The organism is Sorangium sp. So ce131, from assembly GCF_051519095.1.
Taxonomy (GTDB): Bacteria; Myxococcota_A; Polyangia; order Polyangiales; family Polyangiaceae; genus Sorangium.
On sequence record NZ_CP150455.1, the window covers coordinates 7,310,665 to 7,328,188 of the forward strand.

Annotated in this window: 13 protein-coding genes and 2 pseudogenes; 4 read left to right on the forward strand and 11 right to left on the reverse strand. The window is 71.1% G+C overall.

Going from position 1 to position 17,524, the window contains the following annotated elements; genetic code table 11:
- Positions 1-91: 91 nt before the first annotated feature.
- From WMF43_RS26655 to WMF43_RS26670, 4 genes and pseudogenes are all read right to left on the reverse strand, one after another.
- Positions 92-520 (reverse strand): annotated as a pseudogene (locus WMF43_RS26655) (MmyB family transcriptional regulator); the annotation flags it as partial.
- A 465-nt stretch (positions 521-985) separates the two neighbouring features.
- Positions 986-1,774 (reverse strand): IS21-like element helper ATPase IstB, encoded by a 789-nt coding sequence (gene istB / locus WMF43_RS26660; RefSeq protein ID WP_437668775.1) that lies wholly within the window; start codon positions 1,772-1,774, stop codon positions 986-988.
- Positions 1,771-3,258, reverse strand: coding sequence for an IS21 family transposase (gene istA / locus WMF43_RS26665; RefSeq protein ID WP_437668776.1), 1,488 nt, complete (start codon positions 3,256-3,258; stop codon positions 1,771-1,773). Before istA ends, istB begins: the two co-directional genes overlap by 4 nt.
- Positions 3,259-3,385: 127 nt before the next feature.
- Positions 3,386-3,793, reverse strand: a pseudogene (locus WMF43_RS26670) (helix-turn-helix domain-containing protein); the annotation flags it as partial.
- A 104-nt stretch (positions 3,794-3,897) separates the two neighbouring features.
- Between WMF43_RS26670 and WMF43_RS26675 the strand changes: the two are divergent.
- Both WMF43_RS26675 and WMF43_RS26680 read left to right on the forward strand, forming a co-directional pair.
- Positions 3,898-4,779 (forward strand): SDR family oxidoreductase, encoded by an 882-nt coding sequence (locus tag WMF43_RS26675; RefSeq protein WP_437668777.1) that lies wholly within the window; start codon positions 3,898-3,900, stop codon positions 4,777-4,779.
- Between the two features lie 211 nt (positions 4,780-4,990).
- Positions 4,991-5,920, forward strand: coding sequence for an AraC family transcriptional regulator (locus WMF43_RS26680; protein WP_437668778.1), 930 nt, complete (start codon positions 4,991-4,993; stop codon positions 5,918-5,920).
- 258 nt (positions 5,921-6,178) lie between these two features.
- Here the strand turns inward: WMF43_RS26680 and WMF43_RS26685 are convergent, their stop codons facing one another.
- Entirely contained in the window at positions 6,179-8,920 is a 2,742-nt protein-coding gene (locus WMF43_RS26685) for a kelch repeat-containing protein (RefSeq protein ID WP_437668779.1), read from the reverse strand.
- 715 nt (positions 8,921-9,635) lie between these two features.
- Complete coding sequence (locus tag WMF43_RS26690) at positions 9,636-12,389, reverse strand: Kelch repeat-containing protein (RefSeq protein ID WP_437668780.1); 2,754 nt, start codon at positions 12,387-12,389, stop codon at positions 9,636-9,638.
- A 488-nt stretch (positions 12,390-12,877) separates the two neighbouring features.
- Between WMF43_RS26690 and WMF43_RS26695 the strand changes: the two genes are divergently transcribed.
- Positions 12,878-13,504 carry a hypothetical protein gene (locus WMF43_RS26695; RefSeq protein WP_437668781.1) on the forward strand — a complete coding sequence of 209 codons (627 nt, stop codon included), beginning with the start codon at positions 12,878-12,880 and terminating at the stop codon, positions 13,502-13,504.
- A 72-nt stretch (positions 13,505-13,576) separates the two neighbouring features.
- On the opposite strand, the gene WMF43_RS26700 is transcribed toward WMF43_RS26695, so the two are convergent.
- The gene (locus WMF43_RS26700) at positions 13,577-13,780 is read right to left on the reverse strand and encodes a hypothetical protein (RefSeq protein ID WP_437668782.1); all 204 of its coding nucleotides are present in this window, start codon (positions 13,778-13,780) and stop codon (positions 13,577-13,579) included.
- Positions 13,781-14,033: 253 nt separating this feature from the next.
- Entirely contained in the window at positions 14,034-14,558 is a 525-nt protein-coding gene (locus tag WMF43_RS26705) for a hypothetical protein (RefSeq protein WP_437668783.1), read from the reverse strand.
- Positions 14,559-14,784: 226 nt separating this feature from the next.
- On the opposite strand from WMF43_RS26705, the gene WMF43_RS26710 reads away from it, so the two are divergent.
- Positions 14,785-15,723, forward strand: coding sequence for an alpha/beta hydrolase (locus WMF43_RS26710; RefSeq protein WP_437668784.1), 939 nt, complete (start codon positions 14,785-14,787; stop codon positions 15,721-15,723).
- Positions 15,724-15,804: 81 nt separating this feature from the next.
- Here the strand turns inward: WMF43_RS26710 and WMF43_RS26715 are convergent, their stop codons facing one another.
- The 3 genes from WMF43_RS26715 to WMF43_RS26725 all read right to left on the reverse strand — a co-directional run bounded on the left by WMF43_RS26715 (position 15,805) and on the right by WMF43_RS26725 (position 17,515).
- Complete coding sequence (locus tag WMF43_RS26715; protein WP_437668785.1) at positions 15,805-16,179, reverse strand: type II toxin-antitoxin system VapC family toxin; 375 nt, start codon at positions 16,177-16,179, stop codon at positions 15,805-15,807.
- Between the two features lie 8 nt (positions 16,180-16,187).
- A complete protein-coding gene (locus WMF43_RS26720) occupies positions 16,188-16,415 on the reverse strand; it encodes a DUF2281 domain-containing protein (protein ID WP_437684092.1) in 228 nt (75 codons plus the stop codon).
- A gap of 74 nt (positions 16,416-16,489) precedes the next feature.
- Positions 16,490-17,515: an FAD-dependent oxidoreductase gene (locus WMF43_RS26725; RefSeq protein WP_437668786.1), complete on the reverse strand. Its 1,026-nt coding sequence runs from the start codon at positions 17,513-17,515 to the stop codon at positions 16,490-16,492.
- Positions 17,516-17,524 lie beyond the last annotated feature (9 nt).

A 17,524-nucleotide genomic window follows, 5' to 3' on the forward strand; every position in this document is an offset into this window, starting at 1 on the left:
GAGACCTTCGCGTCGACGTGGTGAGCCTCCGCTCGCCGCGCGCGCCCACCGCGGCGTGGCGGAGCCCGGCTCGGCCGGCTGAGCGCGCCGCTCAGTCGGCGCGGGCGGCGGCGAGCGCCCTGATCCGGGCCGCGTCGTCGGCCGAGAGGGGCGTGTAGACCAGCATGGCGAGGTCCGGCCGGCCATCGACCGCGAACGCCGAGAATTCGAGCACGATCTCTCCGAGTACAGGGTGGCGCAGGCGCTTCACGCCCTCGCAGGCGCCGTGGACCTCGCTGTCGCGCCACATCGTGGCGAAGTCGGGGCTCTTTGCGCAGAGCTCGTCCACCAGCGGCTGCACGGTCGCGGCCGCCCCGGCGCGGGCGGCGTCGCCCCGGAACACGCCGACGACGAACCGCGCGGCGCTCTCCCAGTCGAAATGGGCCGCGCGCGTTCGGGGATCGAGGAAGAGCAGGCGGAGCACGTTGCGCTCCGCCGGCGGCAGCGCGCCATAGTCGGTGAGCACGGCGGCCGCTGATCGACGTCAACTACTCTTGCCGGTCAGCGACAACTATTTTTGCCGGCCGCAGCCAGGTCCTTCCTCTCGTCGCCGTCCCACTTCGCCCCCCTCGCTCTCGTTCGTGTAGTTGTCGTCACCTCCGCCGTAGTTGTCGTCGCGTTCCCCGCCCTGCTCCCGCCGCTTCCTCGCGCACTTCCTCCTCGTGTAGTTGTCGTTCCGTCGGCCTCACATTCCCTCGCGCCCACGCCATCGAGGCCTCGGCCGCGCGCCCGCAGTGGCGACGCGGTGCCCCGACGCGCCCCCGCGCCCCCACCGCCGTCCCAGCGCGCCACGGCCATTCCGTTCATCCGCCCTCCTTTGCCACTCGCATCGCTCGTCCTCCCGCGCCCACGCCATCGAAACCTCGGCCGTGCGCCCCCCGTGGCGGCACGGTGCCCGACGCGCCCCGCGCCCCCACCCCGTCGCAGCGCATCGCCGCGGTCTCTCTCATCCCTCGTCCTCGCTGTTCCTCTTGCCTGCGTTGCGCTTCTTCGCCTCCTCTGCCCGCACGCTCTTTCGCTCGATCTCGATGATCGTCGCGTGGTGCACGATCCTGTCGACCGCCGCCGCGGTCGCCATCGGCGTCTTGAAGATCCGGTCCCACTCGATGAAGACCAGGTTGCTCGTGATGATCAAGCTTCGGCGCTCGTACCTCTCGGCCATCAGCGTGAAGAGCACCTCCGCCTCCTCCGCCGTCTGCTGCACGTACCCCAGGTCGTCGAGCAAGATCGCGTCGAAGACGTCCAGCGCCCGCAGCGCGCGCGGCAAGCTCAAGTCGCGCCGGGCTGCCAGAAGGTGCTGCACCAGCTGGTAGGTCGGCGTAAACAGCACGCTCCTGCCCGTATCGATGAGCGCGTGGCCGAGCGCGCAGGCCAGATGGCTCTTGCCCACGCCGGGCATCCCGAAGAGCAGCACGTTGCCGGCGTGGTCCACGAAGTCGCCTCGCGACAGCTCCTGCACCCGCAGCAGCGCCGACTGCGGCACGCGCGTCTTGTCGAGCGTGTCGAAGGTCTTGCCCGGCGGCAGCTTCGAGGCGCGTCGCAGCCTGTCGGTGCGCCGCTCCTTGCGCCCTGCGGCCTCGAGCTCCAGCACCTCGGCGACCACCCCGAGCGCCTCACCGTGGCCGCCGGCCACAAGCCGCCGCACCAGCTCGCCGGCCGCCGTCGGCAGCTTCCACTCCGACAGCAGCGCCGTGATCCGAGCCCCCATCTCGGGCGTGTACGTCAGGGCGCTCATGACGCGCCTCCGGCCGCGAGCAGCGCGTCGTACTGACCGAGGTCGGGCGCGCCGATGCGCAGCGCGGGCACCGCCGGTGTCTCCGGCTGCGCCAGCGCCTTGACCGCAGCGTAGTCAAACGCTTCGCCCCGCTCAAGCAGCGCCGAGAGCGCCTGTTCCACCGCCCGCTCCCCCGTGCTCGCAGCCAGGTGCAGCACGCGCACATACTCCACGTCGGCGCGGTCGCCACGCCGCTCGCGAAGCGCGTCGTAGGCCCGCCGGAACACGAGCGACGGGAACAGGTCCTCGCGGTAGCGATACGCCGCGAAGGCGCCGGGCTTGCGCACCAGCGACCAGATCACGTGCCGGTAGTCGATGCGATGGCCGTACTCGCCGCGCAGCCGCGGCATCGTCTCGACCAGCTTGCCGGCGTACCGGACCTCGACGACATCGGCGAACAGCCGCGCCTCGACCTCGTGCCCGATGAGCCGCGAGGGCACCGAGTAGATCCGACCCGCGACCGGGATGGTGCTCCACTTGCGCACTGCGACGACTACCCGCGTGTACTCGGGCACGCGGCTGGAGGGCAGTGGCCTGAGCGCCGCACGCTCCTCGGCCAGCCGCGCCTCACGGCCTCGGTGAAACTTCTCCTCGACGACGCGCCCGACAAATGCCATGTACGCCTCGACGGTCAGGAAGTCGCGGCTGCCACGTAACAAGAGCGCCTGCTCCAGCGCGCTCTTGAGCAGGTGGTGCGCCTTCTCCACGACTCCATTCTCATGCGACTCGCCGGGCTGGATGCGCGAGGCCTGAAGGCCGTAGTGCTCGACCACCTCGGCGAACCGCCGTGTCAACGTGCGACCACCCGTCTTCACCAGCTCGTGCGTCGCCGCCGAGAGGTTGTCCAGACGAACCCTCTCGGGCACTCCGCCGAGCGCCCACAGCCCGCCCTGCAGGCCCTTCACGAGCGCCTCGAACGTCTCGCCGAACGCGAGCTCGACGAAGCGCCAGCCGCTGTAGGCGAGCACGAGCTGGAAGAACAGGTGCACGAACAGCTCGCCGGCGATGGTGACGCCGAGCTCGGTGGCGTGGGTGAAGTCCATCGATGCCATGCGCCCCGGCGTGTGCTCCTGCGGGAAGTAGACTTCCTTCTCCGGCCCGTGCTGCGCACGCCACTCCCGTACGCGCCGCTGGAGCGTGCGTAGCTGCCCTGGCTCGAACACGCCCGGCTTTCTGCGCGCAAGCTCCTCGAAAATCGTCTTCGCCTCCAGCTCCCCCTCCTTGTCCGCGACCAACAGCGGCTCGATCTCCGTCGCCCACACCTCGACGAACGGGTCCGGTCGCGTGCGCCATGTCCGCGGTTGCTTCGTCTCCGAGGGCAGCGGCCCGCGCTGCCACGTCCGCGCCGTCCTCTCGCTCATCCCGGCCGCCGCAGCGGCCGCCTCCAACGTCTTGCCTTCCATCCGCTTCTTTCTCAGCACGCGGACCTGCCTGTCGCTGACCATCCGGGCTCCTCGAGCCCCGGCACCCGGCCGGAGCCCTCAGCTCCGCACCGTCGCACAGGCCGTCCGCACGGCCGCCACACCGGCAAATCTAGTTGTCGCCAGGCGGCAGAAGTAATTGTCGCTGATCAGCCGCCGCCTGGTTCCAGGCGACCACGTCCCAGGTCGCGGTGCGGATCATGGCGGGGCAGGCGTCCAGCGCGTCGAGCACGCGCTGCAGCCGCGGCGTCACCCCTCCCGACGGCTGGTAACGGACCTCCGGCGGCCGGCCGAGCCCGAGCAGGAACAGGTGCTCGCGCTCCACCTCGGTCAGCATCAGCGCCTTGGCCAGCCGGTCGAGCGCCTGGGCGGAGGGCGCGCCGCCGCGGCCCTGCTCCAGCCAGCTGTACCAGGTGGCGCTGATCCGGGCGCGCTGCGCCACCTCCTCGCGCCGAAGCCCGGGCGTGCGCCGCCGGCCGCTGGCATAGCCGAGAGCCGCCGGATCGAGCCGGGTGCGCAGTTCGCGGAGATAGGCGCCGAGCGAGCCGTTGTCGGGCATAGGGGATCCAGCCTGTTGAGGGTTATACCTGGATAAGCTCTCAGCTTTTACCCCGAAGACGCGCCCCCCAACAATGGCCGGCGAACGGTTCAGGAGGTGTTGTGATGCGCGTGTTTGTAACGGGCGCCACCGGCTGGGTGGGCAACGTGGTGGTGGACGAGTTGCTGGGCGCCGGGCACCAGGTGCTCGGCCTCTCGCGCTCGGAGGAGAGAGCGGCGGGGCTCGCCGCGAAGGGCGCGGACGTGCTGCGCGGCACCCTCGACGACGTCGACCGGCTCGCCGAGGCGGCCGGCAACGCCGACGCGGTCATCCACCTCGCCTTCAACCACGACTTCTCGAGGTTCGCCGAGAGCAGCGAGCAGGACCGGCGCGCGATCGAGGTGATGGGCGAGGCGCTGGTCGGGACGGACAAGCCGATCCTCGTCACCTCGGGGTTGGCGCTGATCGCCCCCGGCCGGGTCGCGACGGAGGCGGACATGCCGCCGCTCTCCGATCCCAGCTTTCCCAGGAAGACCGAGGCGGCGGCGGCCGCGCTCGCCGAGCGCGGCGTGCGGGCCGGCACGGTCCGGCTCGCCCCCACGGTGCACGGGATCGGCGACCAGGTCTTCATGGCGATCCTGGCGGGGCTCGCGCGCGAGAAGGGCGTGTCGGCCTACATCGGCGACGGCGCCAACCGCTGGCCCGCGGTGCACGTGTCGGACGCGGGCCGGCTCTATCGCTTGGCGCTGGAAGCGGGTGCGCCGGCCCGCGTTTATCATGCGAACGCGGAGGAGGGGATCCCCTTCCGCGCGATCGCCGAGGCGATCGGCCGCGCGCTCGACCTGCCGGTCGAGCCGCGCCCGCGCGAACATTTCGGCTGGTTCGCCGATTTCGCCGGGACCGACGCGCCCGCGTCGAGCGCCCGCACGCGCGAGCTCACCGGCTGGGAGCCCACCGGGCCGACCCTGCTCGCCGACCTCGCCCAGCCGGCCTATTTTGCCGGATGAGCTGCGCTTGAACAGGAACATCAGTTCTGGCCTCGTCGCGGCGCCGGCATAGCGGAGCCGCGCTGTGCGGCGAGGTCTGCGCGTGTCGCCCCTGCCCCTCGCCGGCGTACCCCATGGTCCACGACGCGACGGCTGCCCGAAGTTCAGCAACTTCGGTCAGGCAGGGAGGGCCGCCCCTCGCTACCCTGCCTCTCGCCGAGGAGATACCGCATTGAACGACGCCACCGCGAGCGCCTACTTCGCGAGGTTCCGCAGGGTGCTCGAGCACATCGACGCCCACCTGGACGAGGACTTGACGCTCGATCGGCTGAGCGGCGTCGCCGCGTTCTCGAAGTACCACTTTCTACGGCAATTCTCGGAGAGCTTCGGGATCGGCGTTCACGAGTACGTGAAGCTCGTCCGCCTGCGGCGCGCGTCGTACCGGCTCGCCCTGGAGGGGCAGGATCAAGCGCGGATCATCGACGTCGCGATCGCGAGCGGGTACGAGAGCCCCGAGGCGTTCGCGCGCGCCTTCAAGAAGGCTTTCGGGCAGACCCCGTCCGAGTTCCGGGAGCAGCCCCGATGGGATCCCTGGCACGCGACCCACGAACGCTTGAGAGAGACAAGGACCCTCCCCATGCAGGCCGACGATCGCGCCGGCGACGTGAAGATCACCCGTTTCGAGGAGACACGTGTCGCCGCCCTCGAGCACCGGGGCGACCCGAAGCTCATCCTGGAGTCCGTGCGGCGATTCATCGCGTGGCGCAAGGAGAACAAGCTGCCGCCGAGGGTCAGCGCGACCTTCAACGTCCTCTACGACGACCCGGCCGGTACCCCGCCGGAGGCCTACCGCGCCGACATCTGCGCGGCGACCCGCCGACCCGTGCCAGAGAACCCGCTCGGCGTCGTCGAGAAGACGATCCCCGGCGGGCGCTGCGCCGTCCTGCGGCACATCGGAGGCGACGACACGCTCTTCCACGCCGTGAGATACCTGTACGCGACCTGGCTCCCCGCGAGCGGCGAAGAGCCGCGGGACTGCTCGTGGCGGAGCACGACCGCATCACGCCGCGATGGCAAGGGCAGCTCGTCCTCGACCTCGTCCCCGACCCGGCCCAGGTCACGCTCAAGATCGTCGAGAACGCGGGCCACTTCTCCTTCTTGAGCCCGTTCCCTCCCCCGATGTGTAGCCCGGGCTTCCTGCCCGCCAGCGACCCCATCGGGTTCGACCGCGAGGCGTTCCACCGGAAGCTCCCGGAGGACGTGCGCGAATTTCTGGACAAGGTGCTGCGGGGGAGCCCGTCATCACCCCCACGTCCGGAGGGCGATGTGCCATGAGCACGAGCTCACGTGGGATGTCGCCTGAAGGCCGGGAGCTCCGCCCGGCGGGGCGCCGCTGGGATCGCGCGAGGGTGCGCCGGCGTCAGGGGGTGTAGATCTCGACGGTCGCGTCGGTGTGGCCCAGGGCCATCACCCTGCCGTCCGCGAGCAGGGTCGTCACGGTGGGATACAACATGCGGGCCTGGTTCATCGGCCCCGTCACGGTCCAGGTGTTCGAGGCCGGGTCGTAGATCTGCGCGCTCCGGAGCGCGCCGCTGTCGTTCTCCCCCCCCGCGATCAACACCCTGCCGTCGCTGAGCCGCACCGCGCCGTGCAAGGATCGGTTGATGATCGAGGGGCCGGCGGACCAGGTGTTCGACACCGGGTTATAGATCTCGGTGGTCGACAGGTCGCCCGTACCGACCCCCCCGTACCCTCCGACGACCAGCACGTTGCCGTTGTCGAGCCGCGTGGCGGTGTGATCCACGCGGACGGCGCTCATGTCGGGCCCGGGCGTCCACGTGTCGGTCGTCGGGTCGTAGATCTCGGTCGTCTTGACATAGCCGAGGCTCAACCCCCCGGTGACCAGCACCTTGCCGTTCCCGAGCAGCGTCGCGGTGTGAGCGATGCGGCGCATGGTCATGGGCGCGGTGAGCGACCACGTGTTGGTCGCCGGGTCGAAGAGCGCGGTGGTCGACAGCACGGTGCCAGTGGTGTCCGATCCGCCGGCGACGAGCACCTTGCCATTCTGGAGCAACGTCGCGGTCGGTATGCACCGGACGAGATCGACGCTCGTGGAGGTCACGTTCGACCACGAGTTGGTGGCGGGGTCGTAGAGCTGCGCGGTTACCGACGCAGGGGCGGCGTAGTCGCTCCCCACGACCAGCACCTTGCCGTTCCCGAGCAGCGTCGACGCGTGACCCCTCCGGGGCGATGCCATGTTGGGCGCGGAGGTCCAGGTGTTGGTCGTCGGGTTGTACAGCTCGGCGGTGCTCACGGTCACGTTGCTGGCGTTGACGCCGCCCGTCACGAGCACCCTGCCGTCCTGGAGCCGCACAACGGAGCTGTCGAAGTGGCCCCCGGCCGTGGACGCGACATACTTCCACTTCTCGGCCTCGTGGTAATAGAGCTCGGCGCTCGCCAGGTACTCGGTGGTGATGGTCCCGTACCTGAGGCCGCCCGTGATGAGCACCTTCTTGTTGTCCAGCAGCGTCGCGGTGTGCTGGGCGCGCTTGCTGCTCATCGTCCTATCGATCGTGATCCAGGTGCTGGTCAGCGGGTCGTAGGACTGAGCGCTGTCGGTCGCCGTGCTGGCCGCGGTGGTTCCGCCCGTGACGAGCACCTGGCCGCCGTCGAGCAGCGTCGCCGTGTGGGAGCTGCGCGGGGTGGCCATCGACGCGGTCGGGGTCCAGGTGAACGTCCCAGGGTCGTAGATCTCGGCGCTCGACATCTCGTTCGAGGTCGGGCGGTAGCCGCCCGCCACGAGCACCTTGCCGTTCAGGAGCCGCGTCGCCGTGTGGAAGGCGCGGTTCCCGCCCAGCGATCCGGTCGACGACCACGTATTGCTGTTCGAGTCGTAGAGCTCCGCGCTCGACAGGTAGCTGCTGTTGCGGCCGCCGACGACGAGCACCTTCCCGCCCCCGAGCGACGTCGCCGAGTGCGCCTGGCGGCTCGTGGCCATGGGCGCGGCCGACGACCAGCTGTTCGTGTTCGGATCGTAGAGCTCGGTGCTCGCCAGGAAGGCAGAGCCGGCGCCGATGCCGCCGACCAAGAGCACCTTGCCGTTGTCGAGCGGCGTCGCGGTGTGCCCGAAGCGCGCCGCGACCAGGGACCCGGCCGACGACCAGCTGTTCGTGTTCGGATCGTAGAGCTGGGCGCCCGCGATGGGCGCGTTGCTGATGCTGCTGCCGCCCGCGATGAGCACCTTGCCGTTGTTCAGCCGCGTCGCCGTGTGGCTGCGGCGGGCGGTGGTCAGCGACCCGGCCGACGACCAGCTGTTGGCGACCGGATCGTAGAGCTCGGCGCTCGCCAGCACGGCGCTGCCGATGGAGCCGCCCACGACGAGCACCTTGCCGTTCTGGAGCAGCGTCGCGGTATGCGCGCTGCGCGCCGCGCTCATCGAGGACGCCGACGCCCAGATCGGGTCGACCAGCGCCGGCTCGCCGCCCGCGTCGGCCCACAGCTCGATCGTCGCCCCGCGCACCGCGAGCCGCGCCGCGATCGGCCGCCCGCCGCGCGCGTACGCCGCCGGCGCCGTCACGCGCAGCCGCGCCGCGCCGGCCTCGTCGACCACCTCGACCGCGTCGCCCTCTTGCCGCAGCGTCGCGCCCTCGACCTCCCACGCCGCCGCGGGCGCGTCCGCGCGCGCAACGCCCGCGTCGAGCAGCAGCCACTCCTCGTAGCCCTCGTCGATCGCCGACCAGAACGACGTGCCGCCCTTGCGCGGATACGCCACCGCGCGCTCGGCGAGCTCGCCCTCGCCCTCGGCCTCGAGCTCGCGCACGCGCGCCTCGAACCCGCCGGGCAGATGAAACCGGATCTCATCCTCGCCGCGGGCCGGCAGCGCGGCGTGCAGCCCGCCGCGGCGCTGGAGCGCCGCCTGGATGTCGAGCTCGCGGCCCGGATCACGCGTCGAGGCGAGCCCGAAGCCGCCCTCGACCGCGACGAACGCCTCGCTGGCCTCGAGGACCTGCGCTGCCTGGTCGGGGAACTGCCGCCGCAGGTCGTCGCCCGCGGGCGCCTCGGGGCCGAGCGCGCAGCCGGCGCCGCCGGCCGACAGCGTCCCGCCGAATAACCACGTTGATAAGATAAACAGCCACCGTTGAAAGGGGGATTGGAAGCGCATCGCGGATCTCCTCTTGAACCATCCGGCCCTAGAGACGGCACACCTCGTGCCTGCGCGCCCCCATGTGCAGAAAGCGTACCAGTCGATGTCAGCCAGATAAAGCGTCGCGGTTCACGATTGACCTCCGCGAACAGCGGAGAGGCCTTGCGCCTCCAAGGCGTCGCGCCGCTGCTGTCGACCCGTGCCAGCGTGCCAGCGTGCCAGCGTGCCAGCGCGCCCTCCGTTGATGGGTGCTCGACTCTGTGCGACAGTAAGCGAGGCTTGTCGCGTCCTCTGGTGGATCACCGTGACAAGGCGCCGACTGCCATCGATCGGCAGTCGGCTCCGCGACGCCGAGCAAACCGTATCGGTGTCAAAATCGACCAAGATCGATCAGATGACGAAGGCCTCGGGGCGCAGGACGACCCGAGCAAGGTGAGGCAACATCCGACCCCGCCGCCACGGATGTGAACGCTCACACTGCTGGCATCAACACGAATCGACAGGCCCGCGGGTATCCTCGAGCCCGAGGGAGGACAAGGCTGGCGGGGCTCGTCCGGAGCGCCGCGTCATGAGGGACGGGCGCCGGACCGCGGTCATCGCCGGGGTATCCGCTCGGCGACCTCTGGCCGGTGGACGGTTGATCGCGTAGTGCTGGCGTGGAGGGGAGCCGATGGGCAGCCGAGCCGAGTGGAGCGGCGGGGCGCCGCCGTGATTGCGCGAGGATGCGCCGGCGTCAGGGGGTGTAGATCTCGACGGTCGCGTCGGCGTGGCCCGCGGCCATCACCCTGCCGTCCGCGAGCAGGGTCGCCATGCTGAAATCGAGTATACGGCCCTGGTTCATCGGCCCCGTCATGGTCCAGTCGTTCAATGCCGGGTCGTATATCTGCGCGCTCCGGAGCACGTCGCTGCCGGCGTTCCCCCCCGAGACCAGCACCTTGCCGTCGTTGAGCCGCACCGCAGCGTGCCCGGCTCGGGGGCTGAGGAGGATCGTGGTGGAGACGGCGGACCAGGTGTTCGACCCCGGGTCATAGATCTCGGTGCTCGACAGCTCATTCACACCGACCCCCCCGTACCCTCCGAAGACCAGCACCTTGCCGTTCTGGAGCAGCGTGGCGCTATGCTCCGAGCGGATAACGGTCATGTTGGGCCCGGCCGTCCACGTGTCGGTCGTCGGGTTGTAGATCTCGGTGGTCTTGAGATAGCCGTTGCCATAACCCCCGGTGACCAGCACCCTGCCGTTCTGGAGCAGCGTCGCGGTGTGGCCGATGCGGCGCTCGGTCATGTTCGCGGCGGGCGACCAGGTGTTGGTCACCGGGTCGAAGAGCGCGGTGGTCACATGCACGCTGGCAGTGGTCGTCCCCCCACCGGCGATGAGCACCTTGCCATTCGGGAGCAACGTCGCGGTAGGTGCGAAGCGGGCGAGATCGACGCTCGTGGAGGGCACGTTCGACCACGAGTTGGCGGCGGGGTCGTAGAGCTGCGCGGGCACCGACGTAGGGACGGTGTAGTCGGTCCCCACGACCAGCACCTTGCCGTTCCCGAGCAGCGTCGACGTGTGGGTCTTCCGGGCCGATGCCATGCTGGGCGCGGAGGTCCAGGTGTTGGTCGTCGGGTTGTACAGCTCGGCGGTGCTCACGACCACGTTACTGCCGTTGATGCCGCCCGTCACGAGCACCCTGCCGTCCTGGAGACGCACCGCGGAGCCGTACAAGTGGCCCCCGGCCGCCGACGCGACATACTTCCATTTCTCGGCCTCGTGGTAGTAGAGCTCGGCGCTCGCCAGGTACTCGGTGCTGATGGTCCCGTACCTGAGGCCGCCCGTGATGAGCACCTTCTTGTTGTCCAGCAGCGTCGCGGTGTGCTGGGCGCGCTTGCTGCTCATCTTCCTGTCGACCGTGATCCAGGTGTTGGTCGCCGGGTCGTAGGCCTGAGCGGTGTCGCTCGCCGTGCTGGCCGCGGTGGTTCCGCCCGTGACGAGCACCTGGCCGCCCTCGAGCAGCGTCGCCGTGTGGGAGCTGCGCGGGGTGTCCATCGACGTGGCCGGGATCCAGGTGAACGTCCCAGGGTCGTAGATCTCGGCGCTCGACATCTCGTTCGAGGTCGGGCGGTAGCCGCCCGCCACGAGCACCTTGCCGTTCAGGAGCCGCGTCGCCGTATGGAAGGCGCGGTTCCCGCCCAGCGATCCGGTCGACGACCACGTATTGCTGTTCGGGTCGTAGAGCTCCGCGCTCGACAGGTAGCTGCCGTTGCGGCCGCCGACGACGAGCACCTTCCCGCCCCCGAGCAACGTCGCCGTGTGCGCCTGGCGGCTCGTGGCCATGGGCGCGGCCGACGACCAGCTGTTGGACCCGGGATCGTAGAGCTCGGCGCTCGCCAGGTAGGTCGAGCCGGCGCCGATGCCGCCGACCAGGAGCACCTTGCCGTTGTCGAGCGGCGTCGCGGTGTGCGCGAAGCGCGCCGCGGCCAGGGACCCGGCCGACGACCAGCTGTTCGTGTTCGGATCGTAGAGCTGGGCGCCCGCGATGGGCGCGTTGCTGATGCTGCTGCCGCCCGCGATGAGCACCTTGCCGTTGTTCAGCCGCGTCGCCGTGTGGCTGCGGCGGGCGGTGGTCAGCGACCCGGCCGACGACCAGCTGTTGGCGACCGGATCGTAGAGCTCGGCGCTCGCCAGCACGGCGCTGCCGATGGAGCCGCCCACGACGAGCACCTTGCCGTTCTGGAGCAGCGTCGCGGTATGCGCGCTGCGCGCCGCGCTCATCGACGTCAGCGTCGGCGTCCAGATCGGGTCGATCAGCGCCGGCTCGCCGCCCGCGTCGGCCCACAGCTCGATCGTCGCCCCGCGCACCGCGAGCCGCGCCGCGATCGGCCGCCCGCCGCGCGCGTACGCCGCCGGCGCCGTCACGCGCAGCCGCGCCGCGCCGGCCTCGTCGACCACCTCGACCGCGTCGCCCTCCTGCCGCAGCGTCGCGCCCTCGACCTCCCACGCCGCTGCGGGCGCGTCCGCGCGCGCAACGCCCGCGTCGAGCAGCAGCCACTCCTCGTAGCCCTCGTCGATCGCCGACCAGAACGACGTGCCGCCCTTGCGCGGATACGCCACCGCGCGCCCGGCGAGCTCGCCCTCGCCCTCGGCCTCGAGCTCGCGCACGCGCGCCTCGAACCCGCCGGGCAGATGAAGCCGGATCTCGCCCTCGCCGCGGGCCGGCAGCGCGGCGTGCAGCCCGCCGCGGCGCTGAAAGCTTGCCTCGATGTCGAGCTCGCGGCCCGGATCACGCGTCGAGGCGAGCGCGAAGCCGCCCTCGACCGCGACGAGCGCCTCGCCGGCGTCGAGGACCTGCGCTGCCTGCTCGGGGAAGTGCTGCCGCAGGTCGTCGCTCGCGGGCGGCTCGGGGCCGAGCGCGCAGCCGGCGCCGCCGGCCGACAGCGCCCCGCCGAACAGCCATGTCGATAAGATGAACAGCCACCGTTGGAATGGGGATTGGAAGCGCATCGCGGATCTCCTCTCGATCGATCCGGCCCTGGAGACGGCACTCCTCGTGCCGTCGCGCCCCCGTGTGCAGAAAGCGTACCAGCCGATGCTCGCGTAGAGGCGCGCTCATCTCGCCGGATCGGCGCGCGCTCAGCCTACGACAAGGGGAAGCCGCCCCTGTGAGAACACCGATGTCGCTAGACTAGGCATCGGAGCAAACACCTCCATTCCCGAATGTCAAACAGATAAACCCGTCGCGGTTCATGGTTGACCTCCGCGAACAGCGGGGAGGCCTCTCGCCTCCAGAGCGTCACATCTCTGCTGTTGGTCCGTGCCAGCGTGCCAGCGTGCCAGCGTGCCAGCGTGCCAGCGTGCCAGCGCGCCCGCCTCTTCCGGCGGCGTGATCGTCGGTCCACCGACGCGCGTCGGCCAGCAACGTGGCGCACAACGCCGCGGCCAGCGCGATTCAGGCGCGGAGGACGAGGCGCGCACCTTGCTATGCTGACGTCATGGCAAGGCATACGATCTTAAGTTTCTCGATCATGGCGGCCGTGCTCGCGGCGGCCGCATGCGGCGACGACACCGGCGGGGGCGGCGGGGGCGGCGGCGCCACCTCGGGGCCGGGCTCCACGAGCAGCACGTCGGCCGGAGGCGGGGCCCCCGACGACAAGGACCCTGCCGAGGTCACGTCGGCCGACGAGTGCTTCTACGAGGGCGTCGGCGGCAGCGACGCGTTCCGGTGTTCGACCGCGAGGGTCGAGCTCGCCGAGCCGGTCCCGGTCGCCGCGATGACGTTCGTCGTCGAGACGAGCGAGGGCGACGTCTTCGATGTCTCGGACCCGGACCAGCCGCGCGGCGTCAAGGTCGAGGTCGAGGCGGGCGGCGGCGACGGCGCGGGAGGAGGCGGCGGTTCCGGCGGCGGGTCGGGGGAGGTCGCGACCGCGCTCGTCGTCTACGTCGACTCTCCGCCGCCGCACGCAGACCCGGCGTGGATCGACGTCCAGGTCCGCGTCGGCGGAGAGCTCGTGGGCGCCCATCGCTTCGAGGATCTCACGTTCGCCTGCGTCGCGTACTCGCAGGACAACTGGTGCTGGGAGTCCGAGCCGGTCACCCTGCCCATGGACGACGCGGAGTGAGCTCGTCAGCACGCGACGGCGACGGCTGATTCCCGAGCCGACCATCGAGGGCGGCTCGGTACACGAAGGGCGTCACGCTGGTTCCACGAAGACCGTGGCCATGAGCTCGTCATGGCTGGTCAACTTGTACATGACGCGCTCCACGCGATATTTCGACTCGCGCCCGTCTTTCTCGAGGAGCAGCAGCTCTCCCTGGCGAGGGATGACGGGCCCGTGGAAGACCTGAAGCAGCTCCCACGATGTGAGACAGATCCGGTGTACGGGGTGTTGAGCCATGAAGGGGACCCGAGCGTAGCGTATCCCGAGGCGTTCCGGTCCAGCATCAAACGGCGGGGCGTGTCCTGAGGCGACTCGGTACTAGCTAGTTCCGTGCCTCGCGAGTCTGGCCAGGGATCTCGAGAGATTTCAACGCAAAGGCGCAAAGGCGCAAACCAGAATTTTCTTTGTATTTTTGCGTCTTTGCGCCTTTGCGCCTTTGCGTTGAAATCTCTCTTCTCTCGCCGTGATCCCTGCCCAGACTTCTGCCGAACTAGGCCTCCGAGAGGCCCCCCTCCAGCCACTTCCGCGCGCTCTCGGCGGTGAGCTTGAAGCTCGCGGGCACCCTCGACTGCTTCACGGTCTCCCCCGCCTGGTCTCGCCCGGTCAGGATGGCGTGCGGGTCGTCCTCGTCGGGGACGATGTCGAGATCCACCCGGATCCGCGCGCCGTCCTCGACCACCGCCGTCACGCTCCGGTGCAGCATCGCCCGGCGCTGCTGGACGTGTCGCGCCACGACCTCGTTCGCCGTCTTCACCAGGGTGGCGAAGGCGCTCGCGTCGAGGGGCTTCGGGTTCTTCTTGTCGCGGCCCATCGTCCACGGCCCGACGAGCGCCGGCTCGCTCTGGCCGTCGCAGGTCATCTCCACGGCCCACCCGTCGTCGTCCTCGTTCTTGATGACCCGCGCCGTCCACCCGCTCCCCCGCCACAGCTTCGGGTCCTGATCCTCGGGCCGGATCCGGGGTGTCTGCTCCGCGTCATCGTGCGCCTCGTCCGTCACGTCGTGTGTCGTGGCCATGGGGTCCTCGGGCGCGCACTGTGCGCCTGACACCCCCCGCCCGTCCAGTAGAGAGCGAACCGCGGCGGGCGAGCGGCCCGGGGCGTTCCGGCCAGGCCTCGGCGTGGGCGTAGGCGTGGCGCAGTTCGCGAGCTGAGCGAACCTGCCCCGGCGCGAGCAGAGCGCCGGCGCGGACCGACCGCCGGCGCGTGCTGGCCGGCCGCTGCGGAGCTGCGACACTCGCCGCATGGACGTCCCCCGGCGCCTCTTCCTGGGCCTCTGCGCCGCCGCCCTCGCCCCAGGCCGCGCCCTCGCGGACACCGCGGCCGCGGGCGCCGCCCCGTCTGCCGCGCAGCGTCCTCCCCCGCCCGCGCCTCCCCCGCCCGCCTTCGACGTCCGCGACCTCCAGGTCCCCGGCGACCGCACCCTCGGCCGGCGGTTCACGCTGCTCGTGCCGAGGCACCTCGCCCCGGGCGAGCGCGTCCCGCTGCTCGTGCTCCTCCACGGCCTCGGCGAGACCGGCGACGAGCGCCTCGGCGCCCACGCCTGGCTCGAGCGCTACGGCCTCGGCTCGGCCTACGAGCGGCTCCGCCGCCCGCCGCTCGGCCGCACCGCGCGCCGGAAGGACTGGACCGACGCGCGGCTCGACGAGGTGAACGCCGCGCTCGCCGCGCAGCCGTTCCGCGGCCTCGCCGTCGCGTGCCCGTTCACGCCCAACGTGCACAAGGCCCCGAACCCCGCCGCCGCCCTCGACGGCTACACGCGCTGGCTCGCCGACGTCGTCCTGCCGCGCGCCCGCGCCGAGGCCCCCGTCTTCGACGACGCCGTCCGCACCTCGCTCGACGGCTGCTCGCTCGGCGGCTACATCGGCCTGGAGGTCTTCCTCCGCAGACCCGAGCTGTTCGGCGCCTGGGGCGGCGTCCAGTCCGCCATCAGCGCCCACCGCGCCCCGGGCTACGCCGACCGGCTCGCCAAGGCCGTCGCCGCGGCGGGCCCGCGCGACCTGCACCTGCTCACCAGCAAGGGCGACCCGTTCCACGACGCGAACAGCGCCCTCGCCGCGCAGCTCGCGAAGCGCTCCCTCCCGCACACGTTCCGGGTGCTGCCCGGCCCGCACGACCAGCCCTGGCTGCGCGAGGCCGGCACCATCGAGATGCTCCTCTTCCACGACCGCCGGCCCCGCTGACCGCCGGCGCAGCGCCCGGGCGCCGAGGGCAGGCGCGAGCGCCCGTGTCGTGCCGTGCGCGGCGCGCGGCCGAACGCCAGGTCACCCGATGCGCTTCACGCCGTACGCGTCGAAGGCGACATCCTGGCTCACGATCGGGATGTCCTCGACGAGCGCTTGCGCGATCATGAGTCGATCGAATGGATCACGGTGGTGAAATGGCAAGCTGCTGACGCGCGCGACGCGTCGCAGAGAAATATCGAGGAGCGCGATGTCGTTCATCATCATGTGTTGATTGATGAACACCTCGATGTCGCCGGGGATCGTGAGCTTGCCGAGGCTCACCTTGATCGCGATCTCCCAGGGGCTCGCCGCGCTCATCACGAGCTCGTTCGCGGGCTCCTCGAGGGCGCGCTGCGCCTCCACGCTGAGCTGCGGATCGTTCGCCAGAAACCACAGGAAGACGTGCGTATCCACCAGCAACCTCACCGCTCGTACTCCGCGAAGTCGTCGAGAGGAGCGTTGAAATCCGGAGCAATCCAGATCTGCCCGGCGGCGCCGCCCGCCCTCCGCCGTTTCCCGGATCTCCCGGCAGGCATCGGCACTGGAACGAGCTGCACCGCAACCCCGCCATGCACGATCACGACCGCCTCGCCACCGCGAGCGACGCCCATCAGCTCGTCGAGGCGGGCGAGCGCTTCGTCCAAGGACACCTGCATCATATGGCCTGGATTGTAGCGCAGCAACAGCAGGAGCGGGACCGGAGAGCGCCTCGGGAGAAGCGCCATCAGCGCGCTCGCCCCGGCGCGGCCGAGCTTCCCCACGTCGCCGCGGCGCCCGTGCGGGACGAGCTCGGCCCGCGCGCGAGGCTCACCACCTCGTCGGCGCAGCCCCAGCCGAGGGTCACGCCCGCACCGCCGTGGCCATAAACGTGGATGAGCCGGATCCCGCCGTGCAGGCCGGCCGCGTCGACCGCCACCCGGGCGCCGCCGTGCCGCGCCGGGCGCAGGCCGACGGCCTGCTCGAGCACCCGGGCCCCGGCGAGCTCCGGGACCAGGGCGATGCACCGCGCGAGGATCGCCTGACCCGTCGCGGCGCTCGGCGCGACGTCCGACACGCCGGGCTCGAAGGTGCCGCCGAGCACGACGTCGCGGCTGCGCGGGTGGACATAGGTCGCGCCGGCCGGGTTGTCCTCGTCGCGCACCGACGTGCGCAGGCCCGGGTTGCTGACCAGGACGACCTGCCCGCGCACCGGATGCACCCCCGCATCGTCGGCGAGCCCCCCAGCACCCAGGCCGGCGGCGTTGACGACGACCGGGGCCAGGTCGGCCACGTCGGTGAGGCGGTCGATGCGCCGCCGCAGCAGCACGCCCCCGCCGCCGGTCACGCGCTGCACGAGCCAGTCGAGGTACGGGCCCATCTCCATCGTCGGCACGGTGAACCGCCACTCTCCGGCGAACGGCGCCGGCACGTCGGCCGGCCGGACCACCCGGAAATCGCGGACCGCCGCCGCCCACCACGGCGGCCGCGCAGAAGGCGCCCGCAGCAGCATCCGGGTGGGCCGCATCACCACGCCCGACACCCCGTGCACCGCCTGCGCGGCCAGCTCGTCGAAGGTCCGCCGGGCCCAGTCGAGCACCCGGGGATCACCGACCGTATGGGTCGGATACCAAACCGCCGCGGCGATCCGCGAGACCGTCCGCGCCGGCTCGTCGGCGGTCACCACCGCCACCCGCGCCCCCGCCTCCTGCAACCGCGCCGCGCACGTCAGACCAACGATGCCGGCGCCCACCACCACCACGTCATGGTTCATGCGCCTAGC

Bases quoted from the DNA above. Each gene is read 5' to 3' on its own strand.
- WMF43_RS26700 (WP_437668782.1), bottom strand. From the start codon at position 13,780: ATGGCTCAACACCCCGTACACCGGATCTGTCTCACATCGTGGGAGCTG.
- WMF43_RS26685 (WP_437668779.1), bottom strand. From the start codon at position 8,920: ATGCGCTTCCAATCCCCCTTTCAACGGTGGCTGTTTATCTTATCAACG.
- WMF43_RS26690 (WP_437668780.1), bottom strand. From the start codon at position 12,389: ATGCGCTTCCAATCCCCATTCCAACGGTGGCTGTTCATCTTATCGACA.
- istB (WP_437668775.1), bottom strand. From the start codon at position 1,774: ATGAGCGCCCTGACGTACACGCCCGAGATGGGGGCTCGGATCACGGCG.
- istA (WP_437668776.1), bottom strand. From the start codon at position 3,258: ATGGTCAGCGACAGGCAGGTCCGCGTGCTGAGAAAGAAGCGGATGGAA.
- WMF43_RS26725 (WP_437668786.1), bottom strand. From the start codon at position 17,515: ATGAACCATGACGTGGTGGTGGTGGGCGCCGGCATCGTTGGTCTGACG.
- WMF43_RS26675 (WP_437668777.1), top strand. From the start codon at position 3,898: ATGCGCGTGTTTGTAACGGGCGCCACCGGCTGGGTGGGCAACGTGGTG.
- WMF43_RS26695 (WP_437668781.1), top strand. From the start codon at position 12,878: ATGGCAAGGCATACGATCTTAAGTTTCTCGATCATGGCGGCCGTGCTC.
- WMF43_RS26710 (WP_437668784.1), top strand. From the start codon at position 14,785: ATGGACGTCCCCCGGCGCCTCTTCCTGGGCCTCTGCGCCGCCGCCCTC.
- WMF43_RS26705 (WP_437668783.1), bottom strand. From the start codon at position 14,558: ATGGCCACGACACACGACGTGACGGACGAGGCGCACGATGACGCGGAG.